The 24,485-nt window shown below is 40.4% G+C and carries 18 protein-coding genes and 1 pseudogene; 15 read left to right on the forward strand and 4 right to left on the reverse strand.

All coding sequences use genetic code 11. The annotated features are described in order from the left end of the window. Positions 1-138: 138 nt before the first annotated feature. Positions 139-1,143 carry a FecCD family ABC transporter permease gene (locus tag BSHG_RS11960; protein WP_008658982.1) on the reverse strand — a complete coding sequence of 335 codons (1,005 nt, stop codon included), beginning with the start codon at positions 1,141-1,143 and terminating at the stop codon, positions 139-141. Beyond that, positions 1,140-2,279, reverse strand: coding sequence for an ABC transporter substrate-binding protein (locus BSHG_RS11955; RefSeq protein ID WP_008658983.1), 1,140 nt, complete (start codon positions 2,277-2,279; stop codon positions 1,140-1,142). Before BSHG_RS11955 ends, BSHG_RS11960 begins: the two co-directional genes overlap by 4 nt. Positions 2,280-2,811: 532 nt before the next feature. Here BSHG_RS11955 and BSHG_RS11950 point away from each other — a divergent pair. The 15 genes and pseudogenes from BSHG_RS11950 to BSHG_RS23455 all read left to right on the forward strand — a co-directional run bounded on the left by BSHG_RS11950 (position 2,812) and on the right by BSHG_RS23455 (position 17,915). Then, positions 2,812-4,974 carry an SLBB domain-containing protein gene (locus BSHG_RS11950; RefSeq protein ID WP_008658985.1) on the forward strand — a complete coding sequence of 721 codons (2,163 nt, stop codon included), beginning with the start codon at positions 2,812-2,814 and terminating at the stop codon, positions 4,972-4,974. A gap of 7 nt (positions 4,975-4,981) precedes the next feature. Next, on the forward strand, positions 4,982-5,506 hold the full coding sequence (locus BSHG_RS11945; RefSeq protein WP_005795676.1) for a UpxY family transcription antiterminator: 525 nt from the start codon (positions 4,982-4,984) through the stop codon (positions 5,504-5,506). 420 nt (positions 5,507-5,926) lie between these two features. Continuing rightward, the gene (dnaK, locus tag BSHG_RS11940) at positions 5,927-7,846 is read left to right on the forward strand and encodes a molecular chaperone DnaK (protein ID WP_008658986.1); all 1,920 of its coding nucleotides are present in this window, start codon (positions 5,927-5,929) and stop codon (positions 7,844-7,846) included. Between the two features lie 204 nt (positions 7,847-8,050). Further along, positions 8,051-8,593, forward strand: coding sequence for a helix-turn-helix domain-containing protein (locus tag BSHG_RS11935; protein ID WP_008658987.1), 543 nt, complete (start codon positions 8,051-8,053; stop codon positions 8,591-8,593). Beyond that, the gene (locus BSHG_RS11930) at positions 8,593-9,855 is read left to right on the forward strand and encodes a site-specific integrase (RefSeq protein ID WP_008658989.1); all 1,263 of its coding nucleotides are present in this window, start codon (positions 8,593-8,595) and stop codon (positions 9,853-9,855) included. Before BSHG_RS11935 ends, BSHG_RS11930 begins: the two co-directional genes overlap by 1 nt. Positions 9,856-10,169: 314 nt before the next feature. Continuing rightward, a complete protein-coding gene (gene mads1 / locus BSHG_RS11925; protein WP_008658991.1) occupies positions 10,170-10,523 on the forward strand; it encodes a methylation-associated defense system helix-turn-helix domain-containing protein MAD1 in 354 nt (117 codons plus the stop codon). Continuing rightward, positions 10,520-11,119, forward strand: coding sequence for a BT4734/BF3469 family protein (locus BSHG_RS11920; protein WP_032497372.1), 600 nt, complete (start codon positions 10,520-10,522; stop codon positions 11,117-11,119). The genes mads1 and BSHG_RS11920 overlap by 4 nt, the downstream gene beginning before the upstream one ends. After that, positions 11,070-12,872 (forward strand): DUF3987 domain-containing protein, encoded by a 1,803-nt coding sequence (locus BSHG_RS11915; RefSeq protein WP_008658994.1) that lies wholly within the window; start codon positions 11,070-11,072, stop codon positions 12,870-12,872. Before BSHG_RS11920 ends, BSHG_RS11915 begins: the two co-directional genes overlap by 50 nt. A gap of 95 nt (positions 12,873-12,967) precedes the next feature. Next, positions 12,968-13,342, forward strand: a complete 375-nt coding sequence (locus tag BSHG_RS11910) for a MobC family plasmid mobilization relaxosome protein (protein ID WP_008658995.1) — start codon at positions 12,968-12,970, stop codon at positions 13,340-13,342. Continuing rightward, positions 13,326-14,225, forward strand: coding sequence for a relaxase/mobilization nuclease domain-containing protein (locus BSHG_RS11905; protein WP_008658996.1), 900 nt, complete (start codon positions 13,326-13,328; stop codon positions 14,223-14,225). Before BSHG_RS11910 ends, BSHG_RS11905 begins: the two co-directional genes overlap by 17 nt. Next, positions 14,225-14,863 carry a hypothetical protein gene (locus BSHG_RS11900; RefSeq protein ID WP_008658997.1) on the forward strand — a complete coding sequence of 213 codons (639 nt, stop codon included), beginning with the start codon at positions 14,225-14,227 and terminating at the stop codon, positions 14,861-14,863. Before BSHG_RS11905 ends, BSHG_RS11900 begins: the two co-directional genes overlap by 1 nt. Before the next feature lie 115 nt (positions 14,864-14,978). Continuing rightward, a complete protein-coding gene (locus BSHG_RS11895; protein WP_008658999.1) occupies positions 14,979-15,632 on the forward strand; it encodes a master DNA invertase Mpi family serine-type recombinase in 654 nt (217 codons plus the stop codon). Next, positions 15,616-16,872 (forward strand): Eco57I restriction-modification methylase domain-containing protein, encoded by a 1,257-nt coding sequence (locus BSHG_RS11890; RefSeq protein WP_008659000.1) that lies wholly within the window; start codon positions 15,616-15,618, stop codon positions 16,870-16,872. Before BSHG_RS11895 ends, BSHG_RS11890 begins: the two co-directional genes overlap by 17 nt. Before the next feature lie 29 nt (positions 16,873-16,901). Continuing rightward, positions 16,902-17,144 (forward strand): annotated as a pseudogene (locus tag BSHG_RS23450) (Eco57I restriction-modification methylase domain-containing protein); the annotation flags it as partial. A 123-nt stretch (positions 17,145-17,267) separates the two neighbouring features. Continuing rightward, entirely contained in the window at positions 17,268-17,915 is a 648-nt protein-coding gene (locus tag BSHG_RS23455; protein ID WP_032497373.1) for a hypothetical protein, read from the forward strand. A gap of 58 nt (positions 17,916-17,973) precedes the next feature. Here the strand turns inward: BSHG_RS23455 and BSHG_RS11885 are convergent, their stop codons facing one another. Beyond that, complete coding sequence (locus BSHG_RS11885) at positions 17,974-20,973, reverse strand: Eco57I restriction-modification methylase domain-containing protein (protein ID WP_008659002.1); 3,000 nt, start codon at positions 20,971-20,973, stop codon at positions 17,974-17,976. A gap of 12 nt (positions 20,974-20,985) precedes the next feature. After that, a complete protein-coding gene (locus tag BSHG_RS11880) occupies positions 20,986-24,459 on the reverse strand; it encodes a helicase-related protein (RefSeq protein WP_008659003.1) in 3,474 nt (1,157 codons plus the stop codon). Between the last annotated feature and the right edge of the window lie 26 nt (positions 24,460-24,485).

The raw sequence follows: 24,485 nt of genomic DNA on the forward strand, positions 1-24,485 counted from the left end.
GATGCTTACAAGCATCCTCTTTGCGTTTGAATATAGTAGGCTGATGCAGAAAGTATCTTTGTAAATGGAATACTAGACAGTCACATTAGTTCATTAAGTAGTCTTGTACTCCAGTGAAAATAGTCTATTCGTGTACTTTTATTTATTGATATATGAATTCCGTAGTATGATCCATACGATAATAGGGGATCCAAACAAGGCAGTAACCGCGTTGATAGGTAGGGTACCTTGCATTCCGGGTAGTTGGGAAATTAAATCGCAGACTAACAGTGTGATGGCACCACAGAGCATGGAGGTTGGAAGAATGATGCGGTGGTTGGGGCTGCCGAATAAGCCACGGGCTACGTGAGGCATCGTGATGCCGATAAAGGCTATGGGACCGGTAAAAGCAGTGGAGGTTCCTGCCAGGAGTGCTGTAGCCAGGATAATCCAAAGCCGCAGCCGGGGAACAGAGACCCCTAATCCGTTGGCGTAGTTTTTTCCCAGCAGCAAGATGTTGAGTTGTTTTTGTAATAGTAATGCAGTCAGAATTCCACAGGCAATGACAGGTGCCATCACGCTCATCTGTTCCCAGCCTACTGAAGAAAGACTTCCAAAGGTCCAGGTGATGAATAGTTTCAGGGTATCCGGATTACTCATACTTTGCAGGATACTCACGATGGCACCGGCAAAGTTACCAAACATCATACCTATAATCAGTAACGAGATGGTTTGAGGAATTTTGATAGAGACAATAATAACCAATAATAAAACCCCTATAGCTCCAATAATAGCAGCAGTCACTTGTCCCCAACCTGTAATGAGCCACAACGGAAGAGAAGAGGTGCCGAGAGTCAGTAAGGCTACTCCTAAGCTGGCACCGGAAGTTACTCCCAACACATCGGGACCAGCCAGTGGGTTGTGAAACAGAGTTTGCATTAACACTCCGGCAACGGAGAGTGAGGCTCCTGCCAAAATGGCTGTCAGTGCTTTAGGGAGTCGGTGGTTCAAGATGATTTCCCGGTAGATAAGGTTATCGTTGCTACCGATAAAAGTATTCCATACGTCACGTATAGACAAGCTAACGCTTCCGATGGCGATATCTGCCAGAAAGGCCAAAACTAACAATCCTATTAATAGTAAAAACAGTCGGTAGTGTTTCATTTACTCTTTAATTTATCCATGTAGGTCAATTCGTACTCTGGTAATAGGCTCGGATGAATGATTTTAATCATATCATTCAATAACAGATCCGGGCGGGCTACTCCACTTTCCCAATAATCGTTTCCTCCGGTAATGTTTGTCCGTTTGTTTATATGATATACATTACCATTTTTATAGGATTTAAATAGTTTGTATTTGGAATCCATCTTTCCCAAATCTTCGAGTGTGTTGGCTTGTACACCTACCCAGATATCAGCTTGGTTGAAGTGTATCAAAGCTTCTTCGATACTACTGGATATACTTCCGGAAACTGTGGTGTCATTGGCATAATAGTAGTTGGCACCTGCATCGCGAAAGAGTTGCGCATTGTAGCTTCTTCCACTTGGCATGGACCAAGTTCCCCTATAATCTTGTCCGGAAAGAATGGAAGGGGCGTATGATAATTTTTCAGCCTTCTTTTTGATTTCATTGTATTGTTCTGCTATCTGACTAAAGATACTGTCAGCAAGCTTTTCTTTATCGAAAAAAGCTCCTATGAACTTAATCCACTCTGCACGTCCCAAGATGGACTTTTCCTGCCATTCGATATTATACAAAATGGGTAATCCTGTTTGTTTCATACGCCGGCTGTTTTCATCCTCGGCATTGTAGGCAGAAGTCATTACGGCCTGCGGATGTAGTAGAAGTAGGTTTTCTATGTCCAGATTGAAAGCGTCACCTAAATCCTTTATTGTTCCATCTTTTACACCTTGAAGGATAGTAGGGTTATAAATGTAATTTGAGTTGCAGACTCCCGTGACTTTGTCCAATTCTCCAAGAAGTTCGAGGAATCCCAGATGAGTGGCTGAGTTGGTCATTATACTCTTTAGAGGAATTACTACTTTTAGTCCGTCAGTAGGAACTGCCTGACCTTCGTTTTTCACCAGATAGTAGGTATCATAAATTTCTCCTGGTTTCCAGGGATTGTATACTGTAATTGTGGTGTATCCGGAGGAATGTGTTATACCAAATCCTTGGGCGTATGAAAGTGGCACGGAAGTCCCGTTTTCGGTGTTGGAAACTACTTTCTGCTTATCTTGGCAAGCGGTTAGCAGAAGTGAGATTAATGCGAAAAGGACAAAAGAAAATCGGGTCATCATATCTGAATTTTGAATAGTCGTGGCGCAAAAATACAAGATTATTCCGGATTATAAGTCTGCTAAGTTGGGAAAATGCTATAAAATCGGGGATGAAAGAAAGTAAGTGGAATGTGTTTTTAGACGTACGTTTATTTGTTCACAAAGATAGGGCTAATATTTAAATATACAAAGTGTTTAATAAAAAGACTTGTTTTTTACTTCTATTTTAATTGAAATAACCTCATTTTCAAATAGGTGATAGTTGTTAGGGTTTATATTTTCTCTTTTCATTTTTATGTATCCTTTTTCGTAATAAATCACTCGTTTTTGATGTGTTTTTAAACGTACGTTTAAAAACACATCTTTTGGACTATAATGTGCTGATAATAAGAATGTTTTATTGAGAATTTATAAATAGTTAACTGCTATGGTTTTATTAGGATGTATTCTTGGAAGTGTGATATTGGGACTACTCGCTTGTCTGATATGGATACTTTATGATTTTCGGAGATTCAAGAAGAAAAATAATTTTATAGAATGAGTTAGAAAGATGGGCAAGAAAGTATTAGTCTTTTTACTGTTGCTATCATTTATCGGATGGACAAAGGCTCAACAGGAAGAGTTACAAAATGGTACGGAGCAGAGTAAACAACTCCAGGTTTTTGGACGCAATATATTTGCCAGCCGGAATTTGTCATTTGAGCCAAATTTAAATATTCCTACTCCGGAAAATTATAGGTTGGGGCCGGGGGATGAAGTGATTATCGATGTATGGGGAACTTCGGAAAATACGGTACGAGAGACTATTTCTCCGGAAGGTAGTATCATGGTGGAGAATATCGGTCCTATCTACCTGAGTGGTATGAATATGGAGGAGGCTGAACGGTATTTGCGGCATGAATTTAGTAAGATTTATGCAGCTATCTCCGGAGAATCGGCACATATCAAGGTGACGTTAGGAAAAATACGTTCCATTATGGTCAATGTGATGGGAGAGGTCGAAGTTCCCGGCACGTATCGGTTATCGGCTTTTGCATCGGTGTTTCATGCTTTGTATCGTGCCGGAGGAGTTAATCGTATAGGCAGTTTACGAACCATTCAAGTCGTACGAAGTGGTATGAAAGTAGCTGATGTGGATGTGTATGAGTATATTATGAAAGGAAAACTTACAGATGATATACGTTTGTCGGAAGGAGATGTGATTTTGGTATCTCCTTATGAAAATTTGGTTGGTATATCGGGAAAGGTGAAGAGACCGATGATCTATGAAATGAAACATGGAGAAAGTTTAGCTACTTTGATTGGTTATACGGGTGGATTTACCGGAGATGCTTATCGGAATACGGTCCGTCTGGTGCGTCGTAGCGGAAGGGAGAAGCAAATATATAATGTGGACCAACAGGATTACGATAACTTTATTCTGACTGATAACGATGAAGTGTCCGTTGAGGCGGTATTGGGACGTTTTTCAAATAAAGTAGAAATTCATGGAGCGGTTTATCGTGCAGGCATGTATCAGTTGGATAGTGTGACGGGGACTATAAAGCGGCTGATACAACAGGCGGAAGGTCTTCGTGGAGATGCTTTTCTTAATAGAGCCTTGTTGAGGCGGGAGCGTGAAGATCTGTCTCATGAAATGATTCCTGTTGATCTGAAAAAACTTATGGCAGGAACTGCACCCGATTTACCTCTGCAAAAGAATGATGTACTCTATATCTCAAGTATAAAGGAATTGGAAAAAGAAGGAGTTCTCTTCATTTATGGTGACGTGGCAAAACCGGGTTATTTTCCCTTTGCGCGGAATATGAGTGTTCAGGACTTGATTTTAAAAGCTGGCGGATTATTGGAATCGGCTTCGACTGTTCGTATCGATGTGTCACGACGAATTAAAGATCCTAAAAGTGTTTCTTCTTCTACTGTGATAGGGAAAAGCTTTACAGTAGAATTGAAAAATGGACTGTTGATAGGAGAGAGCAATACACTGAAATTGGAACCTTATGATATGGTGTTTGTACGTAGAAGTCCAGGGTATCAAAAGCAGGCAAATGTGACGGTCAATGGGGAAGTTACATTTACAGGAAACTATGCGCTGACTAAAAAGAATGAACGGCTGAGTGACTTGATAGCAAAAGCCGGAGGGTTATCGAAGAGCGCCTATGCGAAAGGTGCGCGTCTGATGCGCAGGATGACAGCGGATGAAATCCGGCAAAAGCAAGATGCAGTTCGGTTTGCAACAAAGGGAACCGGAAAAGATTCGGTCTCTTTATCTTCTTTGGAAGTGGATCAGACTTACTCTGTCGGTATTGAACTTGAAAAAGCTCTGGCAAAGCCGAAATCGGATGAAGATCTGGTATTACGGGAGGGCGACGTACTTTTTGTTCCTAAATATGTCAGTACCGTGACTGTTAACGGTGCTGTGATGTACCCCAATACTGTGCTTTATCAGAAAGGAAGTGGAATTGATTATTATATAGGACAAGCCGGTGGTTTTGGAAACCGGGCCTTGAAACGGCGTGCTTATGTTGTATATATGAATGGTACAGTCTCCCGATTGAGAAGAAATACGGCAAATGCCATTGAACCCGGGTGTGAAATAATTGTGCCCAGCAAAGGAGAACGGAAGAAAATGACTACGGCAGGAGCAGTTGGCATGAGTAGCTCCATTGCTTCTATAGCTGCGATGGTTGCTTCGATGGTGAGTTTAACAAAATAAGAAATAGATGAATACAAACGAAAGGCCCGAAATGACAGAAAAACAGTCATGTCATTGGTATCTTGCTTTTACTGCTTCTCGGGCAGAGCAACGCGTGAAGCAAGAACTGGATCAGCGGAAAGTCCGAAACTATCTTCCACTACGTAAAATTACTTATCAATGGCAGGGACGTTCCAGGGAGGCATTATGTCCACAAATAGCTCGTTGCGTCCTTATTTGGACGTCATTGTCCGACATTCGGCAGTTATCCGGAATATCAGGATTGATTATTCCTCAAAACATCTGGGATTATCGTGTTCCGGAATGGCAGGTGGAAAGTTATCAACTATTGTTTTCTCAAATGGATACCGCTGTGGAATGGATACCCGATTGCTTGGAATCCGCCACAATGGTTCGTGTTACAGGAGGTCCTTTGACTGGGTTAGTGGGCGAACTGGATACTTCGGACACAGGGTTTCGGATAAGGATCCGTTTTCATTCTATGGGATGTTTTCGTGTTGCTGTACCTGAAGAATGGATTGAAAAATTTTAAGAACCTGTTTGAATCTACAAGTTTGTATGAACAAAGATTGAATGCTTTTCTAAGTCCATCCTTAGGTTTGTTGCTGTCAGAGACATATCGATGGGTGTAGAGAAATAAGAGATGTTCGAAAACAGGATCTAACTATTACTTTTTCTTTTTTTCATCTCAACGATAATTCCTCGTCTGTTACAGGGCGGGGAATTATTATTTTATTTTCCCTGTAACTTTGACTCTTTTTCATCTTTCAAGTGACAATAGAATGTCAAAATCTGACTTTCTGTCAGAGTCCTGTCATTTTCGATCTTACTCAACCTTTTGGCACAAGGTTTGTTTTTTTATAGTCGTCCGCTTAAGACAAACTCCTGAAGGGGGTGCGGGAACAACCGGACAAAAGAAACTGAAATAATAATAAATAAAAGAATAACGATCATGGGAAAAATTATTGGTATTGACTTAGGAACTACAAACTCTTGTGTTTCTGTATTTGAAGGAAACGAACCTGTAGTAATTGCAAATAGTGAAGGTAAACGTACGACTCCTTCTATTGTGGCATTTGTAGATGGCGGAGAACGTAAAGTCGGTGATCCTGCAAAACGTCAGGCTATCACGAATCCTACCCGTACAATTTTCTCTATCAAACGTTTCATGGGTGAGAATTGGGATCAGGTACAAAAAGAAATAGCACGCGTTCCTTATAAAGTAGTGAAAGGTGATAACAACACTCCACGTGTGGATATTGACGGACGCCTGTATACTCCACAGGAAATTTCAGCAATGATTCTGCAGAAGATGAAGAAAACAGCTGAGGATTATCTGGGACAAGAAGTAACAGAAGCTGTGATTACCGTTCCTGCATATTTCTCTGATTCGCAGCGTCAGGCAACTAAAGAAGCCGGACAGATTGCCGGTTTGGAGGTTAAACGTATTGTAAACGAACCGACAGCGGCTGCGTTGGCTTATGGTCTTGATAAGGCTCATAAAGATATGAAGATTGCCGTATTCGACTTAGGTGGAGGTACATTCGATATTTCTATCTTGGAGTTCGGTGGCGGCGTATTCGAGGTGCTTTCTACAAATGGTGACACCCATTTGGGTGGTGATGACTTTGACCAGGTTATTATCGATTGGCTGGTTCAGGAATTTAAGAACGATGAGGGTGCTGACCTGACTCAGGATCCGATGGCTATGCAGCGTTTGAAAGAAGCTGCTGAAAAAGCAAAGATTGAATTGTCTTCTTCTACAAGCACTGAAATCAACTTGCCGTATATTATGCCGGTAGGTGGTGTACCTAAGCACTTGGTTAAGATGCTGACTCGTGCTAAATTTGAATCTTTGGCTCACAACTTGATTCAGGCTTGTCTTGAACCCTGTAAAAAAGCAATGCAGGATGCAGGTTTGAGTAACTCGGATATTGATGAAGTAATCCTCGTAGGTGGTTCTTCTCGTATTCCGGCTGTACAGAAGCTGGTTGAAGATTTCTTTGGTAAAACTCCTTCAAAGGGGGTTAATCCGGATGAAGTTGTAGCTGTAGGTGCTGCTGTTCAGGGTGCTGTGCTGACTGATGAAATCAAAGGTGTGGTATTATTGGATGTTACTCCGTTGTCAATGGGTATCGAAACACTGGGTGGTGTGATGACTAAATTGATTGACGCTAATACTACAATCCCTGCACGTAAGAGCGAAACATTCTCTACTGCTGCCGACAATCAGACAGAAGTTACCATTCACGTTCTGCAAGGTGAACGTCCGATGGCTGCACAAAATAAATCAATCGGTCAGTTCAATCTGACTGGAATTGCTCCGGCACGTCGTGGCGTTCCTCAAATTGAGGTAACTTTCGATATCGATGCCAACGGTATTCTGAAAGTATCTGCAAAGGATAAGGCTACTGGTAAAGAACAGGCTATCCGTATCGAGGCTTCCAGCGGTTTGAGCAAAGAGGAAATCGAAAAAATGAAGGCTGAAGCTGAGGCTAATGCAGAGGCTGATAAGAAAGAACGTGAGAAGATTGATAAACTGAATCAGGCTGACAGTTTGATCTTCCAGACTGAGACTCAGTTGAAGGAATTGGGTGATAAGTTACCGGCAGATAAGAAAGCTCCGATCGAGGCTGCTCTCCAGAAACTGAAAGATGCTCACAAGGCTCAGGATATGACAACTATCGATAGCGCTATGGCTGAACTGAATACTGCATTCCAGGCTGCAAGTGCCGAAATGTACGCTCAGAGCGGTGCACAAGGTGGTGCACAGGCCGGTCCGGATATGAACGCAGGTCAGTCAAATGCCGGACAAAATAATGGCAAACAAGACGATAATGTTCAGGATGCTGACTTTGAGGAAGTCAAATGATTCCGATAAGGATACAGATAATAAACAACAAGCAAAAGCGTGCAGCTCAATGAGTTGCACGCTTTTTGCGTTTATGGGGGTTCATGGTTGCTATGTGTTTTCTATGGGCTTTTTTATCTCTTATTTGCGACATGTTTGCGACACGTCTTATTTGGCGATAAGGTACAACTTAGATTGATATAAACCATTTAAAACGAGAAGAATATGCCAAGAGGAAATTACACCATTCAAAGAAGTTGCGAGGAGTGTGGTAAAATCTTTACTCCTTCCACATTAGTGTCGAAGTATTGTTGCCCTGCTTGTTCCAAGAGAGCATATAAGAAAAGACAAATCGCAAAAGAGAAAGAAGCGATACGCCAAGCACTGATTAGACGAATACCATCCTGCAAGGGGTATCTAACCGTAAAAGAGGCTATGTTGATTTACGGCATTAGTAAAGACGTTCTTTATCGTATGATACGGCAAGGCTTGATACCGTCATACAATTTTGGTCAACGTCTAACACGCCTTAGTCGGCAATATATGGACGAACACTTCAAAACAAAGGCAGGGAGTAGAAAGAGAAAAAAAGAAGCATTGTCTTTTGAACCCAAAGATTGTTACACCATCGGAGAGATTGCAAAGAAGTTCCATATCAATGACAGCAGTGTATTTAAGCACATACGCCGTCATTCTATTCCTATACGCCAAATCGGTAACTATGTTTATGTTCCCAAATCTGAAATTGATAAATTATACAAGTCGTGATGAAGAAAGCATTACCTAATACCAAAGTGACCGTCAAGCTCAGAAGGTCGAACTACAAAGAAGAGTGGTATTTGATTATAGAATCATACCCAGTTTATAAGCGAGGTTCAACTCGGGCAAGCCGTGTGGTAGAATCCATTAACCGGACTATATCCACACCCATTTGGGACAAGTCGTCCATTGCACGTATCCTGCCGGATGGAACATTCAACTATAAGCCTAAGCGTGATTTGAATGGGATTATCCAATGCCGTTCAACGATAGACCAAGAGGCTTGCATCTATGCCGACAATGTTCGTAAGTTACGCCAACACGAATACGATAGTGCCATCCTTTACACTGATAAGGAAAACGAAATCGCAGCACAGAATGAGCGGAGCGAACAGGATTTTATCAAGTATTTCAATCGTATTATAAGCACACGTCATCCCAACAGTTCCGATTCGATTATAGTCAACTGGAGGCGTGTAGGTGAATTATTGAAAATGTATTCGCAGGGGCAGCCAATTCCATTCAAGGCGATTTCCGTTAAACTGCTTGAAGATATTAAGATGTTCCTTCTCCGTGCTCCAATGGGAGGGAATAAGAAAGGTACTATCTCACAAAACACAGCATCGACTTATTTCTCTATACTCAAAGCCGGATTGAAACAGGCATTCATTGATGAATATCTGACCGTTGATATTAGTGCGAAAGTAAAGGGAATAACAAACATTGAGAAACCTCGTGTTGCGCTTACTATGAATGAAGTGCAAATGTTGGTTGGTACTCCTTGCAAAGATGATGTTTTGAAACGTGCGTTCTTGTTCTCTATTCTCACTGGATTGCGGCATAGTGATATTCAAACTTTGAAATGGAAACAAATTCAGCAAACAAGCAAGGGTACATGGCAAGCTGTCGTAATTCAGCAAAAGACAAAAAGGCCCGATTACAAGCCAGTCATTCAACAGGCACTTCAACTATGCGGCATACGTCCAGACGATGATGAAGCACTTGTTTTTGAAGGATTGACTGATGCCTCTTGGATTTCTCGCCCGTTGAAAGTCTGGATAGAAGCATCCGGTATCAAGAAGCACATCACCTTCCATTGTGGCCGCCATAGCTACGCTTCGCTGTTGCTGGAAAATGGCGTTGACATATATACCATCAAGTCTTTGATGGGACATACTAACGTCAAAACCACGCAGATTTATACGCACATCGTAAACGAACAAAAAGAGAAAGCCGCCAATACGCTGCATATAGACAATTTGGATTTATAGGTTGTGGTGGAGGCTCCCACCTCTGAGCACCAACAACTTATGTGATACCTATCATGTATTTACCACCGTTTACCCCTCATGAAGCATCGGCTTTTTGAGGGGTATTTTGTAGCATTGAGGCTTTCGACAAGGAATGTGTTAGTCCCAATAGTGGTTTATTCCCCTTTCATTATGTCTTCCAATAAATTCTCGTATTAATGAAACTTAAATCTGTCAGTGGTAAATGAGCGGTTGATTGGTGGCGGTCAAGCACCTATTTAGCACCTATAAGCATCCCTATACTTTTGCGGCATAAACTTTAATACGAAGAAAAAATGGCTTATAAAGTAAATTCATTGGAGGAAATGCCGAATGCGTTGTCCTACCTAATTGAGTCCGTAGAAGTACTGCAATCCAAAGTAAATGCCTTGCAACATAAGCAGGCAAGTAGCTCACCTAAGTGGATGGATATAGACGAGCTTTGCGCTTATCTGCCATCACATCCAGCCAAGCAAACGGTTTATGGATGGGTATCAACCAAACAGATTCCCGTACATAAAATAAATAAGGCATTAGCTTTCTTGCAATCGGAAATTGATGATTGGTTGAAGAATAAATCGCATAAGACACAGGATGACTTAATGGAAGAAGCCAGACGATTTGTCGAATCTAAAAAGATTATCAGATGATGGAAACGACAGACTATTGCTTTTCGTTCTTTCGCAAGCCCATTCAAAACATCGAACCGATAAGGGCGGTAGGTATTGTGGATGTGTATCGTTATATCATCGGGCATTATGCGCAACCACAAACCGAGTCTCTGCGTTCGATGCTATCTTCTCCCGAATCCAAAAGATACAAAGCCACCCATTTCGACTATTGTACTTTTTCGGGATTATTCCGTAAACGGAATGAAAAGGAACTGATTATGCACTCAGGATTGATGTGTCTGGATTTTGACCATGTGGAGAATATCGTGGAGCTAAAACAGCAATTACTCAATCATGAATATTTTGATACGGAACTATTATTTGTCAGTCCATCCGGTAATGGATTGAAGTGGATAATACCTGTAGACTTGAAAGGCTGGGAACATTCCCGATATTTCAAGGCTGTTGCTAATTGTATTAAAGCAACAGGTTTGCCATCAGCGGATATATCTGGCAGTGATGTAGCTCGTTCTTGCTTCCTGCCATACGACCCACAAGCATATATTAACCATAAATACAAAGATGATGTCGAAGAAAATATTTTCCGCCCAAGATTGGGAGAATGTCCCTTCTGAAATACAGCAAATACATACGCCAAGTATTGCCCCTATATATAATAAGGTGGAGGAAGATGTGGAAAGTGTTGTTCGGGAGATAGAACGGCGTGCCATTGATATAGCCCCTAATTATAAAGATTGGGTAGAGTTGGGCTTTGCACTTGTGGATGGATTAGGAGAGAACGGACGGGAGTATTATCACCGCATCAGCAGGTTTTACCCTACCTATCAAAGGGAAGAAACGGATAAACAATACACGCATTGTCTGCACTCCAAAGGGCAAGGCATTACTATCCGTTCTTTCTTCCATTTGGCAAATCAAGCCGTAATCTCATTGGCTCCGTTCAGTAAAGAGCATTTATCCATTTTACCAAATATCCAAAATGGTAAAACGGGTAAATGGATAAAATCAGAAGAAGAACTTCCTGTATTTCCTGAATGTGTGTTTGAGCATCTTCCTCCTTTTCTAAATGAGGTTGTCAATAATTCCATTTCAGTAGATGACCGTGATACGATACTGATTGGGGCTATTGTGTGTTTGTCAGTCTGCTTTCATAATGTTTGTGGTGTGTACGATGAGCGTATTGTTTATCCGAATCTATACCTGTTCGTTGTGGCAGATGCCGGTATGGGAAAAGGAGCATTGACTTTATGCCGAGAACTTGTAGCTCCTATCAACCGCCATTTGCATGAACTTTCAAAACGATTGGAACAGGAATACAAGGAAGCGATGAATGCTTATATCAAAGGTAAGAAAGATAGTGGAATGACTATGCTGGTCGAACCGCCCATGCGTATGCTTGTCATTCCAGCCAATAGCAGCGCAAGCTCTTTCTTGAAGATATTGGGAGATAATGACGGAATTGGGCTGTTGTTTGAATCGGAGGGCGATACGTTAAGCCAGACTTTGAAGTCGGACTATGGTAATTATTCCGATGTGTTGCGGAAGGCATTCCATCATGAGTTGGTCAGTTTGAGCCGTCGCAAAGATAGGGAGTATTGTGAAGTAGCTAATCCGAGAGTTTCTGTAGCTTTAGCTGGAACTCCCGAACAGGTAAGAAGATTGATACCTGATGCGGAGAACGGATTGATGAGTCGCTTTTGTTTCTATATCATCCGCTTCAAGCGAGGCATAAGAAATGTGTTTGCCACAAGCGACATTTCTCAATCCAAAAATGGAATGTTCAAACTATTGGGAGATAAATTCTGCCATCTGCATGAGGAATTTGTACGACAGGGAAATTATTCATTCTCCCTTCCCTCCGATTTACAGGAACACTTTATTGAATATCTCAGCCGTGTGAATGAAGAGTGTTGTGACGAAGTGGATAATAAGATGCAAGGAGTAGTCAGACGGATGGGACTGATTGCTTATCGTATAATGATGGTGTTGACTGCTATCCGACATTTGGATAATGTGATTCACAAATCTTCTTCTGACGAGACTGTACAATTGGTTTGCCATGAGTTTGACTATTCCATAGCCATGAGTATTTGCGACACCCTGCTTTATCATGCCGTATTCATTTATCAGAATTTGTCAGGAAACCAGTCTAAGCGATTACAACCCGCTTCACAAGAAATTGGCGTTTATGCACGAAGGAATACCCTTTATAATATGTTGCCCGAAACATTCACTAAAAAGGATTATGATGCGACAGTTTTAGCTTTAGGTGAGAATGGGAGTACGGCAAACAAGTGGATAGAAGCCTTTATTAAAGATAGCAAGCTATGCCGGATAGAGCAGGGGAAATATAGGAAGATTTTTTGAGTGGCAAGTTTGTGTTTTAGTGCCACTAAAACCTGTGGGGCAAGCGACAGACCTGCCACTCTCAAAAAAACAATTTATCAATATTGAGAATGAATATGAGTATAAAGGAAAAGAAACTTGGTGGCCGCCCAAAGTTGGCGAGCTATCAGAAACGTACCAAATGTTTTCGGGTAATGTTTACCGAGAACGACTACATTTATATCCAATCCAAAGCGGAACAGGCAGGATTATCTGTCAATGAATTTTGCCATCAGGCTGCAATGGATTGTCAAGTCTGTCAACGTATCAGTCCGGAAATGGTATCGGCAATTCGTGACCTTTCCGGTATCGCCAATAACGTCAATCAGATTGCCCATCAGATGCACATCTATGGATTGGAAACAGTCAAACAACAGTGTTTTTTGATTGTCTCGGAAGTTAGTAGAATTATCACCCAAGTAAAGAATACCTGTCATGATAGCGAAGATTAAAACAAGAGTTGATTTCGGAGGTATTGTAAACTACGCCAACGACCAAAAGAACAAGAAGAAATGCGCTACACTTTTAGCGCACGAAGGAGTATGTGCCATTAGCAATAAGTTGATTGCCGATTCTTTTTGCCTTCAAGCATCCATGCGCCCGAAAGTAAAGAGTCCTGTGAAGCACGTATCACTTGCTTTCTCTTCGCAAGATATTAGCCGTTTTCCCGATAATGAAGAAGGGGATGCGCTGATGGTGGAGATTGCCAAGAAATGGATGGAACAAATGGGGATTCGTAATACTCAATATATCATAGCCCGGCATCACGATACGAAACATCCTCATTGTCATTTGGTATTTAATCGGATAGACAATAAAGGCAATCTCATTTCCGACAGCAATGAAAGAATACGCAATGCAAAAGTCTGTCGGACTTTGACTAAAGAGTATGGACTTTACTTTGCCCCTAAAAATAGTAAAGCCAGAAATAAAAGCCGTTTGCGTCCTCATCAACTACGGAAGTATAATCTTCGTTCTTCTGTGCTTGATGCGCGAGCAAATTCTCATTCGTGGAATGACTTTTTTAGCATTCTCAAAGGCTTGGGTATAGATATGCGTTTTTATCATGCTGAGAATTCTGATAAAATTCGTGGTATATCATTCAGTCAGGATGAGTATAGCATGGCTGGTTCTAAACTTGACCGTGATTTGAGTTTTAACAGCCTTTGTGCTACATTGGGTAATATGGCAGCAGAACTGATTATTCAACCCCATCAAGCCATAACTCCCAGTGGAGGTGGAGGAACCAACAATGAACAAGGATGGCGAAACGATAAAAACAGAGACAACGAAAGAAACGAACCTTTTCATAAAACCACAAAACGTAGAAGATAATGAAAGAAGATGTAGTAGCTGCAAATCTTGCGAATTTGCGTCAAAGTATCAACGAACTGAAAGTGTGTATTGAAAAACAGAACACCACAGTTCCTAAACCAGAACAATCTGTAAAAGCGGATTTCAATGAAAAGACCATTTATACTGGAATTGCCAAAAGTTTCTGTACTTGCTGGAATGAAGCCTTGTCTGTGGTCAAGAAACATATCTGGCAACAGCAGCCCAACACATTGCCGTTTTCGCTATGGTTTCCAAAACTCATTGATTTATTCAAGCAAAAGTCTAAACTTCTTGAATATCTTTATAGGCATGTCTGCGATTACAATCAAAATCGTATGACTATCGAAACTAATACCCGATGTATATTGAAACGGCAGGATGAGATATTAGTAAAAATCAATGAATTGAAAAGCCCTGTAACCGTTATTCCTCCTAATATCAGTGGGTTGTTTATATGTGGCTATCATATAAAACTCCAGTATATAGTGCCCATTATTGCCATTATTATTATATGGGCTGTTGCTGCTTCTGCTAGTAGTATGAAATTTAAGGAAGAATCCTTTGCACATTATTCTATGTATAGGGCAGTGAAGGAACAGCATCAGTACTTGATAGAAACAATAAAAAGGGGAAATTAGTATATGCTTTTACATTTTACGTATATACTGTTTATTCCAATTTATCCCTTTACATTTCAATTAATTGTGAAGGGATTTTTTTATATTGGTGTATGTTAATATAAATTTTAGCGTTATGATTTACGGATACATTAGAGTAAGCAGTGATAAACAAACTGTAGAAAACCAACGTTTTGAGATAAGTAATTTCTGTAAAATTAATGAGTTAACAATTGACGATTGGATAGAAGAAACTATCAGTGGAACGAAAAATTACACAAAACGACAGCTTGGACGTTTACTGCGTAAAGTATGCAAAGATGATATTATCATCTGTAGTGAACTTTCACGTCTTGGACGTAATCTTTTTATGATTATGGAAATCTTGAATATCTGTATGACAAAGGAATGTAAGGTATGGACAATTAAAGATAACTATCGACTAGGGGAAGATATACAAAGTAAAGTCCTTGCCTTTGCTTTTGGATTGTCAGCTGAGATTGAACGCAATCTTATCAGTCAACGTACAAAAGAGGCATTAGCGAGAAAAAAATCAGAAGGGGCTATGCTCGGACATTGTCGTGGCTTTCGCTGTAGACTTAATCCCAAATGTGCCAACAAACATGATTATATTGTAAAAGAGTTGGCTAAAGGAACAGAAAAAACTGTTATATCTAAAAGGTTGAAAGTTTCAAAAACAACATTATATCGTTATCTCGTTTATACGGGGCTTCATTTGCCTATAAATTGTCAACAAGAAGGGTGGGAAGAGTATGGTATCTATCATTGATTTCTATGTACTACAGAAGCGACCCTCAAATGGGGGCGGCTTCGACATCACTATTGGCAACCCACCATACATCAGTGCACCGACACAGATAGCATCACCAGAATTGAACGAACAGCGGTCGCGTATAGTGGCAAGCAAGAAGTACAAATCGCTTAATGAAAAGTGGGATTTGTATGTTCCTTTCATGGAACTTGGTATGCAACTCCTATGTCCCAATGGAATATTTTCTATGATTGTTCCATATCCTTTGACAAATCAAAAGTATGGAAAGAAACTTCGTAAGATGATTGCAGAAGAATATCATTTGTTGGAGATAGCCGACCTAAACGGCACAAAGATTTTTGAGAATGCCACAGTGAGTAACTGCATTCCATTTATTAAGAACACTCAACCAGAGGGTGAACTTCGCATCACAAAAATCTTTGAGGACAAGACCATCCGTGAAGTGTTAAGCAAATCTCCAGAGGCATTAAAGCAGGACGAGAAAAATTATGTTTGGAACTTGACAGAAGAGGAAAGAACAGGAAATCGCTTCGCCAATATGAATATATTGGGTGACTTTTGCTATATAAGTGTAGGAATGGTCGTTAATGCCAATGAGAAGAATGCTCAAGGAGCATTTAAAAAAGAGGATTTGATAAGTGACTCATACGATGCCATCCATTGTAGGAAGTATATTGAGGCAAAGGATATAGACAAATTTCAAGTTAAACGGGTGCGCTATCTTGAATGGAACACGGAACGGTGCCCAGATAAACTACGTCGTCCGACGTTCCGTGAACTGTACGATTGTCCCAAGTTATTAATAAATCGCTTGGGTGTTCTAAAGGTATATCTTGATATGGATACTCATTTCTTGCATAGTGATTCAATGTTCTGTGCTGTCTTATGGAAAGACCTGAAAGGTGTCTATAATAAGAGCTTATCTTCAAGCATCAAAAAGTTCTGCAAACATAACCGTGCAGTTATGGAATCTCTGTCTGAGAAGGTTGACCTATATTATTTGCTGGGCATTCTTAATTCTTCTATGGCAGACCAGTTGTTGGCAGACCAACGAGGTGGCGACTATCACATATATCCTGAACACATTCGCAATCTTCCAATCCCTGCTCCGCAAAGAGAAGCACAAAACGCGATCGGCGTAATTGTAAAAGAGATTCTACATCGTCGAGAAGAAAATATTGATTACTCCGAATTGGAAGAACAACTCAATGGACTTGTGACCGCATTGTATCAATGACATATTGTTGACCCTCAAAAGAGGGCTTCGATATTGTCATCGGCAATCCACCGTATGGTGCTAAAATTTCATCTATAGACAAAGCATGCTTCAAACATATATTTACATCTGCTCAAACTATACCTAATATACAAAAAGGATCTTTAGATACTTTTTCGCTTTTCATTGATTTAGGTTACCAAATATTACACACTAAAGGAAATGCAATCTTTATTGTTCCACTAAGTGTTACTGCTTCCGATGCAATGTCAGGACTTCATAGACTACTAATAAATCACTGTGACGAAATCTATGTCAGTTCATATGGAGACAGACCACGCCGTATATTTGAAAGTGCAGAACAACAAGTATCCATTATTAGTTTTAAAAAATCCAGCAACAAGGCCACAAGAATTATGACTACGTATATCAACAAACGCTATTCTGATGAATCTCTGTGGTTACTCTTAGATGACCTAAAGTTTGTAAATGCCCTTCATCATATTCGCAATGGGAGAATTCCAAAGATAGGCAATGAAATAGAATTAGGAATATTATGCAAATTAGAGCGTTGTGTCACAACAATAAAAGATGTGTATAAACGAGAAGGTTTACCTATTTATTACCGGAAGGCAGGTGGTAGGTACTATAAAATAATAACTAAGATTCCTACTCATTCTTCTGCAGAAGGGGAATTGAAAGTCAGAGAAAAATATCAAAGTCTTGTAGGAGCAGCCTTGTCAAGTAACCTTTTCTATTGGTTTTGGCTGATACACTCAGATTGGCATAACCTACGATCATCCGAATTAGAAATGTTTCCTATCCCATTCGAATCATTTTCAGATGAAGAACTTGATAAAATAAATACTTTATATGATACTTATCTTAATGATTTATATTCAAAGAGCCAGACAACTAAAACGGGACTGAAATGTTTTTTTGCAAGACAATCTAAAATGCATATTGATGCAATTGATAAATTTATTGGAGAAAAATATGGTTTATCTGAGATTGAAATAAATTTTTTAATCAATTATGACTATCAATATCGAAATGCTGAATAAGCGTTAATTCTGAAAGGAAAGATTATGATAATTGGAGGGATTATCCTCCAATTATCATTCATTCTCCAGCCAACCTAAATTCTAATTCGTAATTTTTGATAAAATCGGTTTCCTCCTGCGTCAATCCGTATAGTGGACAGATGTAGTCATCTATCTCATCAATGATGGCTTTGGAGCGTACAATTTTGTATTCCTTGAATGAATCAACATTATAGGTGGACTCTCCAGAAGTTATTCTGATATTAGCTTTTGCCTCTATGTCAGAAAGATAACGAGAATACAACTTGTCAAGATAGTCAATATCCTCAGCTGAGAGCTGTGGAACTGTGAAATTCTCTATCTCGTATGTCTTCCAATTTAAATTATCAGAAAAAATCTGATAGAACCAAAATGACAAACTGCTACTGAGTATGCAGCCAACAGCATCTGCGATTTTGGAATTAGCGAAATAGATAGTTCTCTCTGCTGATGAACCGGTACTATAATTTGTTACGACTTTGAAATATCGCCCTCCTGCAAACCTATATATGATTGGACTCCCTGAAGTCTTGATAAGAGCTCCCAACTTTGTATAGTTGAAGAGTTTGTTTAAGATGGTTTTCTCTATTTCAGAACCTATCTTTGGAATACGACCATAAAGTGTTTGCCCTTTCACATCAACAAATTGCAAATTATCAATGAGCCTTTGTAATTCAAACTCATTCCCTCTTCTGTGCATCTTGGTTGAGAAAAGATACTGACATGGCGTTTCAGTCTTCTTAAAAAGAAGTATCGAAGTGTTTACTACAGCGTTCTCAAAAACAGGCTTAGGACGTACTGCATACGATGATATGTATATGGTATCACAGTTTCCCATCAAAAGACGGTGTACGCCTGTTAGGGAATCACTTGATGTCAAGGATATTGGAACGATATAGGCAAAACTCCCATTCTTCCTAAGCAGATTGTATCCCAATTCTATGAATAGTGTATATGTATCAAGAGACCCCTTCTGTAATCCTCGGATGCTATTTGCCGTCACATAGGTATTCTTATAATACCTCTTTGTTTGGTTGTCGTATTTAGCACCGTATGGTGGATTGCCGATGACAATATCGAAGCCCTCTTTTGAGGGTCGTGAGAAAACATCATGGAACCAGGTATGCCAGAGGAAGAACTGACTGTTTGCAGACAAGTCCATATCTTCAAAATCAATATGAATACCTTGTTCAACGAGTTCCTGCTTTACAATATCTGCAATGTCCTTTCTCAGCTGCATTTTCTTGTCATGTTCAGGGCAAGCGTAATATTCAGTAAGTTTGTCGCGTAGATTTTTGCGATAAACATCTAACATGCTATCAAAGAAAGTTAGACTTTCACCAGCTCCTATTTTCTTTTCTGTCATCGTTGAAAGGTCAACACCCTTATATTGCTCCAGAAGGGAATTCCCCTGCATAATCTTGAAATCAAGGTTAGGCAGAGCCTCTGGTGACTTTTCGTCAACAATCAGTGAGAGCCAGAAACGAAGTCGGGCTATATCCACTGCTCCACGTTCAATGTCAACACCATAAATGTTGTTTTGGATAATGTGACGTTTAATGTTAGCTGCATTCTCTACAATGTTTGGCTCAATAGCAGAACGGCAGAAGAACAGTTCGCGCAGCAATCCCATTGGAAAAGCACCAGAGCCAATTGCAGGGTCGCATATCTTCACATCGTACAGTTTCTGATCAATGTATTCCTTTAATTCGCCCAGCTGGGATGCATCGTGAGTTGTCACAAATTGACGTATACACTCCTTGTCTTCTTCCCTCATGTCTGTTTGCAGATATGCTATCAAGCTTTCTCGGCACATGTACTGCACAATCTCTTTCGGCGTATAGAATGCACCCTTATCCTTGTTGTCCTCCAGCAGGTTTTCAAAGATGCGTCCAAGCATTTCTGGGTCAACGCCCACTTCTGCATCGTTTGGGTCATTTTCATCGATGGTAAAGTTGTACTGCGAGAGCATTGTCAGCAGGCCATTAAAATAGCTGGCAGGAAAATGACTGGGCTTCTTGTCAAGAATGTCACGTTCAAACAGACCGCCGTTCAAATATGGAATACGACAGTTGCGGAAGCCTTCTACTTTTGTGTCGTAAAGGTCGCCCTGATCTGAACGGTTACGGTCTAAACCTTCTGTAAACAAGTCTTCTAATATGTCATCAAGAAAGTTTTCCTTTTGACGTTCATTTGCATTCTTGAAAATATTCAGCATGAAATCACGATCGCCTTCGCCCCATTCCTTGCTTGCAGGAACGCCAAGCCAGCCTTTCTTTTGGAGGAAGTGCAGGAACACAATGCGTCCAAGAAGTTTCTTCACATAGTCACGAATGGGTTTTTCCTCACGGTCACGAATTTTGTCAGCAGCCATACCCGTATGGTCAAAGCCTGTATCAATGAAGTGTTGACGCATTCCGTTTGTAGGGTCAACCATGTAATTGACAAAAGCTTCGTATTGAGCCTTGTACTTCCCAAAGAACTCTTTAGAAAGAGCTTCAACGTTGAATGCATTTTCGATGTCTTTAATTTCAAGAGAATTCCTTTTGTCGTATAGAGCTATGAAGTTGTCAGTTGCCGTGCGGCATGACTGACCAGGCCCCAGCAGGAACGTATAGCGTTTGCTGTTGGTGGATTCTTCTTTGTTGCCACTCTTTCGGCAATAGGTGAAACGCCAATCCCAACGAGTATCATCCTCGTAATGGAACAGCATGAAGGCACAAGAGAATTGATCCATGACAGCACGGATGAGCCGCTGGATGTTCACACGGTTATGCTCCATCATAACCCGGTCGCTGACTGTCACATCGAAAATCTGTAAAGGTTCAACGCCAACATACATCATTCCAACTTGCTTGATGCTGCGTATTCCCGTCGCTTCTGCCAGTTGTCTTCGTTCGGGCTGACTCTCCAAAAGCTCTGTTTCAAAACCATCCTCAAAGTCATCTTCACCGAAAATGGGAAAAATAACATTGTTGAGGAACGAACTCCAGCCTTGATATCGGCTGCTTAAATATTCTTTTAATGACTCCTTATTCATGGGGGTATTTGTTTACTTGATGGTTCCTAATACAATAGATGCTTCGCCTTGTTTACTTTCCACATGGGCTACGAGTTTGCCGATTTCTCGCTCCAGAATCTCGTCTATATCTTGTTGCTCTATGGCAAAGAGACGTAAACCCCGCTCTTCTAATTCCTGACCAATAGCCAATACTTTTTTGATAATATCAAAACTTCCTCGGTCAATAAACTTACGAGCATTTTTCAGCAAAATCTTGGATTGTAGTGATAAACTAGGTGTGTTGTTAATTTTCACCAACATTTCTTTTGCAGCCGTAGCCTTGTCACCAGCCCTTGACTTGTTGATGCGGACAAAGTATTGGTTATAAGTCTTTATGGCTTCTGCCGAAAGCTGTCGCCAGTTATCTGGTAATGGAACACGTTTGGCATTTTCTTTCACACGCATATCTTCAAGCAGTTCAAGCAAAGAAATTATTTTGGCGTTATACAGACCCTCGGCTTCTGTACGTATTCTAATTGCAAGCCTTGCAGAGTGTGGTGCTTTTACTATGAAATATGCCGTTCCACTTGCAGCCTGTGCTATCTGCCAGTCTTTATCAGCTTGTTCTATTTGCAGATAACGTTCAGGGTGAGTATCCTTGTATTGTTTCAGTTCATATACATACTTCTGCAAAGGTGATTCCTCACCTTCAACAGCTTTGGCAATATCGTAATGTACCACACTTTCCTCTTCCGAGAAAATCTTACTGTCTTCACCAAACAGGACATGGAAGGATTGTAACTTGGTATGTGCCTTGCGAACCAATTGAATCTGCGCATCGCCTTCTGCACTTGGCATGAAGTTATAAACATAGACAAAAGGCTCTTTACTGCCGATACGGTTTACACGACCTATGCGCTGCATCAGGCGAGTGGAGTTCCAAGGAGTATCATAGTTCAGAATAACATTGGCACGGTGGAGGTTCACACCTTCTGCCAAGACCTCTGTTGTAATGATAACATTGTAGTCATCCTTCCAAACACCTTCGTAATTGGCATCGAAATTTTCCTCAATCGTGTGTTCCATCTCATCACGATTGGCAGCAGTAATGACAAGTGCCTTATAACCCTTTGCCTTTACCGCTCTCGCAAGCGATTGTACTGTGTCTATAGCTTCCGAGAAGATAACCAATTTTCCAGAGGTATTCTTTTGTGGATTAAACAATTCTGGCTTGATATTCTCTTTGAATGCATCAAATTTCGGGTCTTGTGGGTTTTTCGCCCATCGATCATAGAGATTAGAAATGAGTCGGAAGTCTTCTTTCAGTTGGATATAGTATTCCTCCTTGAAGTCTTTGCGGTTATATTCTGCATTCTGTCCCTTCTCGTTACGCCCTTGTTCCGTCAATTTTGTTATCTTGGCTCTGATTTCTTCTACACAATCATTAAACGAAACACGTCTACCACGTTTCAATGTTTTGGTTTCATAGTCAAGTTCTTTGTTCACGTCAATTTGCGGACAAACGAAAATTGTGTCGTTCTCCCACATCTTAATCATGTTCTCTGTGTAACGTCGCAGGTTCAACAGGGATTGGGTGAAAGCAGTGAACGAACTTTCAAGACGCTTCACAAGAAGAATCTGCATGATGATTGCAAGCTGCTTGGCAACGTCGTTGACACCACGATTGCCTCGACCAGTATGTTTTCTTTCGTTGGCAGGGTCAGTAAAATATTCAATGGCACGATAGCGGAAATATTTTAACCACTCGTCAGTCTGCAACTTTTCTGCCTCCGTTGGAGCAATGATTGTCATAGTATCAGAGAACAGTTGAGCCAACTCGTCATCCATGATGTATTCAAGATTGTTAGGTCCAACAATTTTGGGAAATATCAAGCCTTGTGATTCCATATCATCCTTGTAATATTTCTCAACGTCAGTTCTTGTTCGGCGTTCTAGAATATCACTTAACACGCAATCACGTAGTCTCTTTGACACGGCATCCAAGCGTTGGTGGCGCTCATCTGCTGGTATGTCGTTGCTTCTATCTATCAGTGATTCATATTCTCGGTTGACATCTGCAAAGAACCTTTCGATATTACCACTTTCAGCCTTCTTCAATGTACTGTCATTGTGGTTTCTCTCAAAAAGGTAAATCTGATTCTTCAAGTCATTTGGTCGGTTGTTCTGCGGTGTGGCAGAAAGAAGACCCACGTATGGATATACCCCTGTATTAGAACAAATCTTCTGTATCAGTTCATCAAGAGACTGGTACATCAATGTGGCACTGTTGCGGAACTTATGGCTTTCGTCAATGACAATAAAGCCATAATTCTTTTCTTGGAGTGTTCCACCAAAATCGCCAGAATCGCGGCTGTCGTCATCGTCATCTTCGCAGCTCTCATCTTCGGCAACATTTCCGATGCGTCCAGTTGTAATGAAGTCAATGTATGGCGCAATCTTCTCGTCAGAATTTTTGTCGAACATGGCTATAGTCTTCTTCCAACCCGATTGAATGGCAGGAGGAGTAATGACCAATACTTTACGTTCTCGTCCATCGTCTTCTGGTACGGACAAGAAACGCTTGATGATGAGCGTACCAATAATCGTCTTGCCAAGTCCCACCACATCTGCCAACATAAAGCCACCATGTTCGTGCATAATGCCGATACACCTCTTAACAGCTTCTATTTGATATTCCAGTTTGTGGATGTTCGCTGGCAGATAAGTTTCTATCTGTTGTCCGAGTGATTTGTCTACAATGTCACCAAACTTAATTTGTAGCAATTTGATATATAGTTCGTATGGAGTGAATGATTGTTGTTCACTTTTGCGTTCTTTTTCCACGTCATCTGTTATAGGTGCAGATTTAAGGATTTGTTCTAAGAATTGTTTGTTCCAAGGTTCAGATATTTCCCATTTTTCATTAAACCATATCAAATGAGATTTATTACCAGGTATTTCATCAAGCGATAACACTTGATTTGGAGCTGTTTCAATATAGTTTAATTCAGCGTTACCTTGTAATCCTTTTTGTGTAAAATTTGTACTACCCACGATACCAATACCAATGCCGTTTGACTTTCCGTCAAAGATGTAACACTTAGAATGTAAAAATTGAGTTTCGTCATTTTCATTTTTTCGAAATACACGAATCTGAATCTTTGAATCATTGTTTTCCGTACAATAATCAAGAAGCAGACGTATAGCATCTTTATATTCCTCAGTAACATTAAGTTCGTGGATATCAGTTTTTATGAAGTCCAGCGGATAATTTGCATCTTTATATTTAGGTGACTTTAATTGATTTACGTATATATAAGGGTCTTTTCCTATAAGTAAACGAAGCGTTGTTCCTTCTTTTTCAATGAAAGACCTCAAATTTTCTTGTAGTATAGCTAAACCGGGAATATCCCAATAGCCTGTGGCAATACTAACTGTTTTAATACCATCAATGGCTAAGCATTTTCTCAATGTTGTTGTCATTGAAAGTGCTTCTATGGAATTATCTATAAGTGTATTATTCATTTTAATTCTATTCTATGGTTTGAAAA

Source organism: Bacteroides sp. 3_2_5, assembly GCF_000159855.2.
Taxonomy (GTDB): Bacteria; Bacteroidota; Bacteroidia; order Bacteroidales; family Bacteroidaceae; genus Bacteroides; species Bacteroides fragilis.